Source organism: Rhodovastum atsumiense (genome assembly GCF_937425535.1).
In the GTDB taxonomy this organism is placed as follows: Bacteria; Pseudomonadota; Alphaproteobacteria; order Acetobacterales; family Acetobacteraceae; genus Rhodovastum; species Rhodovastum atsumiense.
In genome coordinates, this window is sequence record NZ_OW485609.1 from 1 (window position 1) to 10,690 (window position 10,690).

The window sequence follows — 10,690 nt, forward strand, 5'->3', positions numbered from 1 at the left end:
TGGAAGTGCTATCCTCAGGATCGGCCATGATCCGGGCTCTCCATTAGCTCGATCTGGTCAGGCCCGGATCGAGGCGTTGCACCGCCTCTCCGGGCCGCCTGCCATCGGCGGGCAGGGGTGTTTATCGAAAGTCCATCAACGCATCAATGCTTCAATCATTACTGATGCGTCGATATGCGTGGGTCTGTGCATCAGCGCATGAGCGCCCTATGCTGCGGCCATGTTCATTCTTGTGGCGCACACACCCAAGGGCGGCAGTGGCAAAAGTACTCTTGCCCGCGAGGTCGCCGTCTCTGGCACCATGGCAGGGCTGACGGTGGCACTCGCCGATCTGGATCCGCAGGGCACCACGTCCGGCTGGTTCCGACGCCGAGCCGCAGAAGCGCCTGTCCTGGTCCGGTTCGAGCCCACCGACACCGGAGCCGAGCTTGCTGCGGCTGGCGTTGATCTGCTGGTGGTGGACACCCCACCCGGACAGCCGCCTTACCTGCGCCAGCTCCTCGGCCGCGCCGACCTGGTGCTGGTGCCCGTGCGGCCAACGCCAGATGACTTGCTCGGCGCAGCGCCGATCGCGCGCAGTCTTGCCGGGCGGCAATGGGCGTTCGTGCTGTCCCAGGTCCCGGCCCGGTCCCGGCTGACTGACAGCGCGGTGCGCCAGCTCGCGGCACTCGGCCGGGTTGCTCCGGCGCATCTCGGATTCCGGGCCGACTTCCCGGCGGCCGCGATCGAAGGCAAGGCGGCTGTCGAGTTCACGGGCAAGGCCGCTGACGAGGTGCGCGACCTGTTCGCCTACACGCAAACGATGATGGAGGAGCGCAATGCCCCGACCGAAATCTGATCTCGCCGCGCTTGCGGTCCCCAAGGAGGATGCCACGCTACCCGCCACACCTCCCGGCATCGCCGAGCCGAAGGCATATGCGCACACCCTGAGCCTGCGCCTGACAGCGGAGCAGTACCGGCGCCTCCGGCGGTACGTGGCCCAGGTCGAGGAACGGCAGGGCCGCCGCCTGACCCATCAGGCACTGATCGAGGCAGCGCTCGGCGAGTATCTGGATAGGAACGGCGGCTGACGGTGGCACCGGAGCGCTGATGCGCTTCGGTGTTTCACGTGAAACAACGCATCAACGCATCAACGCTTATGCGCCCCCATCTGCGCGTCAACGAATCTCGGGAAATGTGTTGCACGCCTCGGATTTTGTGTTACCCGGCCGCCCGGAATTTGCGTTACCCAATCCCGAAACGGCGTTACCTAAAGTTGGTGTAACGGGGGGACGAGGCCCCAGCACCAGTCTGTTGACGGTGAAAAAGCAAAGCCGCCAGCGCGGCACCTGTGCGGCCGGACAGGAGGTGAGTTGAGGTCACCCCCTGGTGGTCACCGATACACCTCGCGGCGGTGCCCAACCTTCACCACCAGCACCACAAGCTGGTCGCCCATCACCTCGAACAGCACGCGCCAATCACCCACGCGGAGACGGTGACCACCACCGACCAGGGCCTTCACGTTGGGCGCGGTAAAGGGGTCGCCCTGTAGCCGGGCAAGGGCGGTCAGGATGCGGGTCCGGACCCGTCCGTCGAGGGCCGCCAGCTCGCGCTCGGCCTTCGGCGTGAAGGAGACGCGCCAAGTCACTTGCCGGACAGCGCGACGCCGTGCCGACGGGCGACTTCCTCCAGGGACACCGCCGCCTCGCCGCTCTCCCGCCACTCCTCCAGCCGGGCGCGGATTTCGGCTGCATCCCGCGCATCCTCCAGGGCCTCCAGGGCGGCCAGGTCCTCGATCGGCACCACGGCGGCCAGGGCCTTGCCCCTGCGGGTGATGGTGATCCGCTCCTTCCCGAAGGCCACGCGGTTGACGGCCTCGGCCAAGCGGTCGCGGGCAACGGCGGTGGTCATGGAACGGGGTGGCATGGCGTTCTGTCCGAGTTGTACATCTCGGACATATAGGGGATGGCGCCCCGGAATGCACGGGCGGGCGGCGGCGGGGTCCCATCTGGTGCCGAGCGAAAGCGGGCGGCCTGCGCGCGCCGTGCTGCCAGGCGCGTCATCTCCCGGCGCATTCTTCTCCGGGGTCCTGGTCGCCGCCGTCAGGAATGCGGCTGGCCAGGGCGCGCCGTATCGCTTGGCGGGAACACCTCCCGGCGTAGCATCACCTCATCCGGCGCTACCTCGGCGGCGGAACCCTCAGGCAAGGTTGGTACCTTGCGACACGGCGCGCGCTGGCTGCCCGCATATGGCCGGGCTGGGGGAGAACCTGAAGGTCGCGCGCCGGGTAGGTCATGCCGCCTCCCGCGCCAGCCGTCGCAGCTCGGCGACCAGGTCGGACCGGGCTTCGAAGAACGCCTCGGGGTGAGTCCAGTCGGGGCGCAGCCGGGCAAGACGATCTGCAAGGGCGAGGAAGTCGGCCAATCCCGGGGGCTGGTGGCGCGGTTTGTCGACATTGTCGCTTGCGCGCGCGTGAGGAGGGAAAGGAGGCGACTGAGAAGAAGAGGGAGGGCGGAAACGCCTTACCGTCTTCACGCGCGCAAGCGACAATGTCGACATCACTGCGTCCCCCCCCGTTTCAGGTGCCGTTCAAGGGTTGCCCGGATGCGCGTCTTGGTTGCTTCCCTGGCCTCCCGCTCCTGCTGTGCTCTTGCCGCGAAGCCAGTGTGAACGAGCGGGTTCACCTCCCAGGCAGTCACCTCGCGCCCTTCCCGTGCAGGCTCTGCGCGGACCCATCCCATCGCCTCCAGGCTCGCCATAACCTCCTGAAGTTCCTTGCGCTTCTCTGGAGCCTGAAGGGCACGGTATGCCCGGATGATGTCTCGCGTCGCGATGCGCGGCTCGCCCCTGGACAGGATGAAGCCAGCGATCCACCGCGCATGCCCGGTCTGTGCCGTGGCGAACATGACGGCCTCGGCCCGGAGCAGATGGGGAAGCAGGATGTCCCGCATGTAGCGTGTCGACGTTGTCGCAGCCCCCCTGCTGACATTGTCGACAAACGCCCCCTCCCCTCGCGCCCTGGCGTCGGCCAGCTCGATCAGGTGGAACAGCAGGGTCAGGCGGGCCCACAGGCCGGGCCACTTGCCCAGGGCCGACTTCAGGCGGTCGCTGGCGTCCGGCATGGCTGCCAGGGCTTCCGCCAGATCAAGGACTTCCAGCCGGTGCGCGTGCGCCTCGGCGTGCAGCACGACGGGACGGGGAGTCGTGTTACCGAACCCGGCGGGAGGCTTCAGGGCGGCCAGGGCAGGGAACAGGGCACGATACCGGGCAAGGGCGTCCCCGTTGGGTCTCCGGTCCTCTCCGCGCCCCTGGTGAGCCGGGACGCAGTAGCAGAAGCGTTGGAGCAATCCGTCGTCGGCGGCCTCGCTGGCGATCTGCCGGATGGGGCCGGGCTGGATGCCGCCGAGCACGCAGGCTGACCAGTTCGGCACCGCGAAGGTGCCCCGGTTCACCCGGTCGATGGTGAAGCGCCCGCCGTTGTAGAGGCGCAGGTAGGCGCCCCGGTCGGCGCCGCCGCGGCCGCCGGAGCGGTAGCGGTCGAAGCTGGCGATCCACTCGGACATCTCGTCCTGGCGCACCAGCACCTTCCCGGCGGGGGCGTGCTGGGTGGCCTGCCAATCGTCGCGCAAGGCTTCGGTCAGGGCCTCGGTGGTGGTGCCCTCCACCAGATAGCGGTCGAGGCGCGGCGACTTCGGTTCGGCCTCGGGATCGGACCCGGCTTCCTTCCATGCCTTCATCTCGGCCCGGTAGCGGCGCATGGCCTGGTCGTGCCGCTCGCGGGCTTCCGCCTCCATCTTGTCAATCGGAGCGGTTGCGGCGCGGATGATCGGCGTCTTCAGCATGGACGGGTCGCCGACGATGGCTCCCCAGATGCGCGGGGCCTCGGTCCACGTGTCGTCGTACGCCTTCGGCTGGATCTGCCATTCGTCCGAGATGACGCTGGCCAGAGACACCAGCGCGGAGAGGGCGACGGCGGCCGGGTCGACACCCATGCGGGCGGCGGTGTCGAAGACAAAGGGGGCGATCGCGGTGGGGATGTGGTCGGGCCGCAGCTCGGGGACGCCGGTCAACTCGGCGTCGGTGAGGAAGTCGAGAGGTTCCGGCCACGAGGCGGTGTCGCCCTCTCGCCGCTGCGCCGGGACAGCAGGAGGAGCGATTTCTTCCTCGGCTTCCGGTCCTTCGTATCCGGAGGGTGGAGGCGGTTCCTCAGGGCGCCGGGCTCTGGTCTCGATCCCGAACCGCTTCGCCAGCTCCCGCAATGCGGTCTTCAGGTCGCCTCCGTGGTCGAGGATCGTCACCACGTCCACCGCGTCCACCGCCTTTGCCCGGCACCAGCTCGGCAGATTGCCCGCGGCCAGCGGGTCGGCGGCGTGGTGGCTGTAGGCGCGCTGGATGCCGTCGCTGCCGCGGAGGACATAGACGCCGGGCACGCCGGTCTCTGATCCGGGGTAGAGGTATCGCCCCTCGCCCTTCCGCTCGTAGCCATGTGCGACCAGCTCGGCCTCGAGGTCGAGGCGGTCGCGTACGGCTTCGATGATGGAGGCGTCTGGGTCGTATCCCTGCTTGCGCCGCTCCGCCCGTCGCCGCTCCGCCTCGGCCAGCGCTTCCGCCCGTAGCCGCTCCCGTTCGGCCTCGCGCCGTGCCAGGAGGGCGCCCGCATTCTCCCGCATCCAGCCCGCGTCAACGGGGCGGCCGGGGATGATCTCGGTCTCATGGTGCGCCAGGCGCCCGGGCTCGCCGCTCGGGAGGTAGAACACGGATGAGGCGCCGAGCTTCGACTCGTCCAGCACCCCGCGAAGCCCCAGCAGCTCCGCCACCACTTCCGGCGCGGGCAGGTCGGGCGCGATCTCCTCGGACAGTGGCAGCACGATCCGGTACCGTGGTTCTTCCGGGTCGTGGTTGTGGCTGGTGTAGACCACGCCAGCCCATCCGGCGGCCTTCACTCGCGCCACTGCCTCCGGGAAGGGGGGCGGCACATCCCCGGTGTCCTTGTTCATCTCCAGGTCCAGGGCGATGGCGGTCCTGGTCGTGACGTTCGCCTTCAGGCGCCGGACTCGCCCGTCAGGCTCCGGCCGGAACGTCGCCAGGACGATGTTCGGTCCGTCTTTGCTGCCCTCGCGGCGCCGCCCGAACAGGCGCGTGAATGCCTTCCATGTCAGCCGCTCCGTGTCGCCCATTGCAGGGCCGGTCGGGGTGGCGGTCGTGAACCGCGAAACCCTGATCGGCAATCGCGCCAGCGGGATCGCGTGCTCGTTGATGGGCCGGGGGGCTGCGTTCGGGCGTTCACTGCCCACGGCATGGGCGCCGTTCATCGCGTTCATCGTGCCACCCCCCGCGGCTTCCGCCGCCGCATGTCGGCCAGGATGGCGTCAGTGGCCGGACCGGCGTCCTCAAGGACGTAGCCGGTCGCCGAGTAGGGCGAGCGGGGCGTGGTGCAGTGCGCAACCCGGTGTCCCGCCATCGCCGCGCCGTGCCGGTGCCAGCGGCGGCAGTGGGTGCACCAGATCACATACGTGTCGGAACCAACCCGATAGGCAGGAAGGATGGGTGCATCACCCTGGACAGTACCGGGCGCGTTGGCGTAATCGTCGCCCAACGCATGGGCGTCGTTCAGATGTTCCATGTCCTGCGGCCTCCAGCGCCGCATTGATCGCGCCGGTGCCACCCGGCGAGGTTTACGGGGCCGCTCTGCCAGGAGCGGCCCCAACCGTTTGCGGGTCTGCCATGAGAATCGGCTTGAGGGAAGGGCGTCATCGCATTGTGCCCTCAGCGTGTGCCGTCCCCGCGCCAACGGACTTGCCGCACCAGGCCCGCGCGGTCTCGGCCGGGAGGTAAAGGCTTCCCCCGGACGGCAGGATCAGCGTGGCTCCTGTTGCTGTCGGCGCCGCGACGTTGGCGAGGATGTCGAGGGACAGGCCGATCAGGTCGGTTCGGCCAGGCTGTTGCCGATTCTGCGCCGTAGCGGCGCGTCGCTGGTGCCGGTTCATGCCTCCACCTCTTGCAGCTCGTCCACGCGTGCGAATAGGCGTGTGGCCGTGGCGATGTCCCCGGCGGCCTCGGCCAGCGCTGCGGTATTCGTCAGGCTCCGCAGCAGCATCGCCAGCTCGCCCGTGGTGAGCAGCACCGACACCGCGCGCCCATCTGCCTGCGCCGTGGTCATGACGCCACCGTCCCCAGCGTGCAGCGCACCGACACGCCGATCCCGTCCGGCTCCACCTCCTCGATCCGATAGACCGTGCCGCCGATCCGCAGCTCGTCACCGCGGCGTGGTGCGGCGTCGGTGGTCAGGATGTCGGCCGAGATGGCGTCGCCCCTGGCAGTGCCGAGGTCATTGCTGGACCTGGACACCACGATGCGCAGCGGCACCCAGGCGGTGTTGGGCTTGCGATACTCGGCGTCGGTGCCGACGTTCCGGTCTCGGTGCAGCAGCCGGGCGGCCCGATCGAAGGCGGTCAGGCGTCGCGGTGGCGGTGGCGTCGGCCAGGGATCGCCGAAGACGATCGCCGATGCCTGCATGGTCAACGCAGGCATTACCTGCCCGCCACCGAGCGAGACGATTGCCGCCATGCGGGCGTCGTGCGTCGGTGCTGGCAGCGCCTGCGATGCGGACATGCCCGCGATCACCCGCACCATGCCGCCTGTGTGGGTCAGCGGCGGGATGGTCTGCGCCGCGGAGAGGTTACGATCCGCCATTCAGGAAGTCCCCAGCGGTATGAAGGGAAGTTGCCGATCGCGCCGCAGGAGTTCGGCCATCGGCTGTCGGGGTTGTTGCGGACACTCGCCGACTTGTCCGGGCACTGCGGCAGTCGCTCCGCTCCGGTCGGGTGCCACCGAACATGGCGGACGGCGCGCCAGGAGTACCGCGCCGCCGCTCATTTCGTCAGGCAGACACGCCGGGGTTCTTGTAGCAGCCGACGCGAGAGACGGCGCCGACGCCGAAGTCATGAACAACGCGGAACGTGTATCCGAGCTTGTCCACGGCATTGAACGGCTCGACGCTCGGGACGCCGTTGCTGCCCACGAGATAGGCCAGCTCGATCACGGGGGCGACGCTTGGATCGGCGAACAGGTACCACGCCCGCCCGGCCAGTCGCGGTTCCACGATGGGCTGGATGAAGGGGGCGAAGACGTTTTCCTGTGCATTCGTCACCACCGCCGTCTGGATGGTCATCTGGCGCGCGGCGAGTTCATCGTTGACGGCGACGAGGATGCGCACCTGGTCGCCGAGATTGACGAGGTTGCCGCCCCGATCCTTCTGAAGCCGCATCGCCGCGCGCGCCGCCGCAACGTTGGTCAGGTCGATTGCGGTTCCGGTCGAGGCGAGGTTGTTCGACGCGGTCCGGAACATGGGCTGGCCGTCGCTCATGGTCGGGCCGTTGCCGCTGTTCTGTGCCAGCAGCGCCACCAGCTCCTGCGCCTCGGTCTCGGCCGCAGCGGCGCCCAGCACGGCCATGGCGTTCAGCGCCCCGGTGCTGTCGTTGACCATCAGCTCGCGGGACATGTGGAACAGCTTGCCGAAGGTCGAGACCTTGTACGTCTCCTTCCCTTCGAACGCAGTCCCTGCCTTGATCTCTCCGGATTCGCGGACGAGGTCGAGGCGGTTCACGCCCGCCAGCTCGGTGATGGTGATGGTCCGGAAGTCCGGGATGTCGGTGCGGATGCGGGCGATCTGCTTGATGGCCGCCTCGGCGCGCTGGAAGCCGGTCCGGACGATGTTGCCCGCCACCGCCCCGGCCAGGATCGGGAAGTCGCTGGTGGTGTGCATCGCGCGGGTGATGACGCGGTCGGCGCTGCGGAGGAAACCGCGGTCAACGTCGGATTGTCCCTGGATCATCTCGCGTGCGGCGTCGGCCCAGGAGATGCCCGCGAATTCCTTCGCCCCCGCGGACAGGGCTGCCCCGGTCACGCGGGCGGCGATCGCCTCGGCCATGGCGTCACGCTGCGCCATGCGGGTAATGGCCGGATCGTGCGCGCTCGGGTTGGCGCTGCAGATCACCGGGCCGGAATTGGCGGTCAGGGAATTCATCAGGGCGGTCCTCAGGGTTTCGGGTGTCCACCGCTCGGCAACGGCGCGCTGGTGCAGGTTGTCCACGGTGGCGGCGGGGAGCAGGGCGCGCGCCGCGTTGGCTGCGTTGTCGAGGTCGGCGCGGCGGTGGGCCTCGGCGCGGTTCATCTCCACGAACAGGTCGGTTGCGGAGCGGTCGGCCGAGATGGGTTCACCAGCAGCGGGCGGCGGTTCGGTGATGGTCTCGGTGATGCCGCGCACGGTGGCGCCGTTGTCCACCGGAATCGGGACGATCGAAATCTCGAACGGCTCCCAGTCCACTGCCCGGTGCACGACGCCGAGCGCCTGGTCGGCGACCTGGTCGTATCGGGCGACCCGGTAGCCCACGCTGATGTTCGTGGCCGTGCCGTCGGCGACCCGCTGCCAGATCGGTTCCACATCCGACGCGGACGAGAACTGGATGGTGGCGATGCCACGCCCGCCTTCGATGCGAGCCGACACCACGCGGCCGATGATGTCGCGGGCATCACCGCGGCGGTGAGTGTTCAGGACAGGTGCGCGGCCCGACGCCAGCCGATCCATCCGGCAGGCGTTCGGGGACATGTCCAGTTCTTCGGTGATCGTGCCCAGGCCGGGCACGACGTTGCGGGCGCGGGCGCCCGTGGACCAGATCACGTCCACGGTGCGGTTCGCGGCGTCCACGCTGGCCGGGGCCGAGATGGCGCGGGTGACGGTCAGCGGCGCCGTGGTGGTGGCGCTCACTCGGCGCCCCCTTCAGCCTGCTGTACGCGGAATGCGGGATCGTTGGACAGGTCGCCGCTCGCGGCCTGTAGCGAAGCCACAAGGTCAACGACGCTGAAATCCAGCGGGACCGTATTGTCTGGGTCACGCTTGTGCAGGCTGTTCGCGAAGTCGGCAGCCGCGGTGAAGGAATTGACCCTCCCGTCCGGCCAGAGGATCGCCACTGGCCGCGCGGCATCAACAGCATCGAATCCTTCGGCATCAATGCGGCGTGCGGTCTCGGACAGGTGCGGCAGCAGCGCATTCGCCTGCTCGGCCGCGCCCCGGACAGTCATCGTTCCCAGTCCCGCTCCGTCCGCTCCCGACCAGCGCGCAACCAGGCGGATCGCGGCCACGTCGGCGAGCGTGTAGCGCCGCGCGCGGGTCTCGGACGCAGCGCCTGCGGCTAGCCGGATCGGGTCGGCATGCCAGGAGCGCAGTGTCACCGGATTGATGTTCAGGGCAGCGGTGACGACGGCGGGGGAATAGGCCCGGCTGGTCAGTTCAGTTGGCATAGATCGCTCCGTAAGCCATCGCTACCTTACATAGCGCTACGTTGTATAGCGATCAATCGAATTCGGAATGAGATGCCAACTCACGCGCGATAACTGCCGCTTATCATGTCTGCCAATAACACACATTTGTAACCAACTTGACTGCCAGCCAAAGTTAGATAATTTAGTCGAGTTGGATAACAGAAAAGGAGCCAGCCCATGCCTCAACTTGAGTTGCCCCTCCACCTCGCCCACCAGCCTGTGTTCGCGGTCCCGTATTTCCACCATGACGGGAACTACGCGGGCAACACGGACTGCCAATATATTTCTGTCGGTTGGGCTCAGTATGATAGCCACGAAATCTCAGTTAAAACGCTAAGACACACAGAAGAAAGGTGGTCAAGGCAGTCGGAAGAACTTCCAGTTTCTAGAATAATTGACGCAACAACGGTTTTAGCTTTATCTCTTCTTAATCACGGAAAAGATTCATTTGAAATACCGGCTGACTTTCTTGAGAAGCAACCGGAACCAATTACTGTTGAGAGGACAGACCGGGAGCGGAACCCGTCTCGACGCGACAGTTTTAGCCGGACATTAGCAGGCGACCACATCATGCGCCGTCGGCTCAGCAAGCTAGCGGACGTGCTCGCCCAACTCCGCAAAGATCGAATCATCTGAAAGAATGCAGGCATCGGCAGGAGGAAAACCTGCCGATGCCTGCGGAACAGATTAGAAAGTCAGACCAGGAGAATAAGCAGCTAATCCGAACGAACCATCAGCCTGGCGGCCGTGCCCGTGCTGGCCTGGTCAGGTTGTCGAGCTCCTCCAGCAGATCGAAAGCCGCCCGCGCCTCCTCCAACCCCTTTTCGGCGAGCCATTCGAGGGCGCAGTCGTCAACGCTGTTCGATCCGTTGCTCTCGGCAGCAAGAACCTTGACGATCTTGAACGCATTCACCGCGCCAGAGATCGCCGCTTCCGCCTCGTTCCTGACCTGGTCGCGGGTGCGGGCTTCGGCGCTCATGCCCGGCTTCCGCAGCAGCCGGATGCCCCATGCGCTGCCTGTCGCGCGCCTTCCCAAAGGGATTCCAGTTCCTCGGCGCGCATTTCCATCGCGCTGGCAATGGCGCCGATGGCGTCCGGGTCAATCCGCTCCTTCACGGTGCCCAGCAGCACGAGCGCGGTGATTAGGCCGCGCAGCTCGCGGATGGGCGCCTCCATCTCCATCAGGGTGCTCGACGCTTCCGGCGTGTCGGCGGCGCTCATTCTGCGGCACCCCGCGCGCGCCCGCCTTCGATCACCCGCAATGCAGGGCGCGGCGCGGCCTGACACCTGCGGGCAACCCATAGACGGGTCAACGCCTCGATCTCGGCAACGAAATTGAGCCCACCATCGGACTCAGCCGTCCCACCGCGCTGACGGCGCGCGATGGGCT

At 67.5% G+C, this 10,690-nt stretch carries 16 protein-coding genes; 5 read left to right on the forward strand and 11 right to left on the reverse strand.

The window, feature by feature from the left end:
• The 4 genes from NBY65_RS33690 to NBY65_RS33705 form a co-directional block, all read left to right on the forward strand.
• The coding region (locus tag NBY65_RS33690; RefSeq protein WP_250266072.1) for a hypothetical protein at window positions 1-202 on the forward strand (202 nt) is incomplete at its 5' end.
• Window positions 203-220: 18 nt separating this feature from the next.
• Window positions 221-838: a ParA family protein gene (locus NBY65_RS33695; protein ID WP_150045690.1), complete on the forward strand. Its 618-nt coding sequence runs from the start codon at window positions 221-223 to the stop codon at window positions 836-838.
• The gene (locus tag NBY65_RS33700; protein WP_150045689.1) at window positions 819-1,070 is read left to right on the forward strand and encodes a hypothetical protein; all 252 of its coding nucleotides are present in this window, start codon (window positions 819-821) and stop codon (window positions 1,068-1,070) included. The genes NBY65_RS33695 and NBY65_RS33700 overlap by 20 nt, the downstream gene beginning before the upstream one ends.
• A 19-nt stretch (window positions 1,071-1,089) precedes the next feature.
• Window positions 1,090-1,356: a hypothetical protein gene (locus NBY65_RS33705; protein ID WP_150045688.1), complete on the forward strand. Its 267-nt coding sequence runs from the start codon at window positions 1,090-1,092 to the stop codon at window positions 1,354-1,356.
• 16 nt (window positions 1,357-1,372) lie between these two features.
• On the opposite strand, the gene NBY65_RS33710 is transcribed toward NBY65_RS33705, so the two are convergent.
• From NBY65_RS33710 to NBY65_RS33745, 9 genes are all read right to left on the reverse strand, one after another.
• Window positions 1,373-1,627, reverse strand: a complete 255-nt coding sequence (locus tag NBY65_RS33710) for a type II toxin-antitoxin system RelE family toxin (RefSeq protein ID WP_150045687.1) — start codon at window positions 1,625-1,627, stop codon at window positions 1,373-1,375.
• The gene (locus tag NBY65_RS33715; RefSeq protein WP_150045686.1) at window positions 1,624-1,905 is read right to left on the reverse strand and encodes a type II toxin-antitoxin system Phd/YefM family antitoxin; all 282 of its coding nucleotides are present in this window, start codon (window positions 1,903-1,905) and stop codon (window positions 1,624-1,626) included. Before NBY65_RS33715 ends, NBY65_RS33710 begins: the two co-directional genes overlap by 4 nt.
• A gap of 366 nt (window positions 1,906-2,271) precedes the next feature.
• On the reverse strand, window positions 2,272-2,403 hold the full coding sequence (locus tag NBY65_RS34000) for a hypothetical protein (RefSeq protein WP_284347532.1): 132 nt from the start codon (window positions 2,401-2,403) through the stop codon (window positions 2,272-2,274).
• 134 nt (window positions 2,404-2,537) lie between these two features.
• Complete coding sequence (locus tag NBY65_RS33720) at window positions 2,538-5,300, reverse strand: DUF3987 domain-containing protein (protein ID WP_150045699.1); 2,763 nt, start codon at window positions 5,298-5,300, stop codon at window positions 2,538-2,540.
• Complete coding sequence (locus NBY65_RS33725; protein ID WP_150045698.1) at window positions 5,297-5,602, reverse strand: hypothetical protein; 306 nt, start codon at window positions 5,600-5,602, stop codon at window positions 5,297-5,299. Before NBY65_RS33725 ends, NBY65_RS33720 begins: the two co-directional genes overlap by 4 nt.
• Window positions 5,603-5,962: 360 nt before the next feature.
• Entirely contained in the window at window positions 5,963-6,139 is a 177-nt protein-coding gene (locus tag NBY65_RS33730; RefSeq protein WP_162530915.1) for a hypothetical protein, read from the reverse strand.
• Complete coding sequence (locus tag NBY65_RS33735; protein WP_150045697.1) at window positions 6,136-6,672, reverse strand: head-tail joining protein; 537 nt, start codon at window positions 6,670-6,672, stop codon at window positions 6,136-6,138. Before NBY65_RS33735 ends, NBY65_RS33730 begins: the two co-directional genes overlap by 4 nt.
• Before the next feature lie 187 nt (window positions 6,673-6,859).
• Window positions 6,860-8,746: a prohead protease/major capsid protein fusion protein gene (locus tag NBY65_RS33740; RefSeq protein WP_150045696.1), complete on the reverse strand. Its 1,887-nt coding sequence runs from the start codon at window positions 8,744-8,746 to the stop codon at window positions 6,860-6,862.
• Window positions 8,743-9,279: a MerR family transcriptional regulator gene (locus NBY65_RS33745; RefSeq protein WP_150045695.1), complete on the reverse strand. Its 537-nt coding sequence runs from the start codon at window positions 9,277-9,279 to the stop codon at window positions 8,743-8,745. Before NBY65_RS33745 ends, NBY65_RS33740 begins: the two co-directional genes overlap by 4 nt.
• A 198-nt stretch (window positions 9,280-9,477) precedes the next feature.
• On the opposite strand from NBY65_RS33745, the gene NBY65_RS33750 reads away from it, so the two are divergent.
• Window positions 9,478-9,936: a DUF6530 family protein gene (locus tag NBY65_RS33750; RefSeq protein ID WP_150045694.1), complete on the forward strand. Its 459-nt coding sequence runs from the start codon at window positions 9,478-9,480 to the stop codon at window positions 9,934-9,936.
• A 97-nt stretch (window positions 9,937-10,033) separates the two neighbouring features.
• Here NBY65_RS33750 and NBY65_RS33755 read toward each other — a convergent pair whose 3' ends face one another.
• Together NBY65_RS33755 and NBY65_RS33760 are read right to left on the reverse strand one after the other, a co-directional pair.
• Complete coding sequence (locus NBY65_RS33755) at window positions 10,034-10,279, reverse strand: hypothetical protein (RefSeq protein ID WP_150045693.1); 246 nt, start codon at window positions 10,277-10,279, stop codon at window positions 10,034-10,036.
• Window positions 10,276-10,521 (reverse strand): hypothetical protein, encoded by a 246-nt coding sequence (locus tag NBY65_RS33760; protein WP_150045692.1) that lies wholly within the window; start codon window positions 10,519-10,521, stop codon window positions 10,276-10,278. Before NBY65_RS33760 ends, NBY65_RS33755 begins: the two co-directional genes overlap by 4 nt.
• Window positions 10,522-10,690 lie beyond the last annotated feature (169 nt).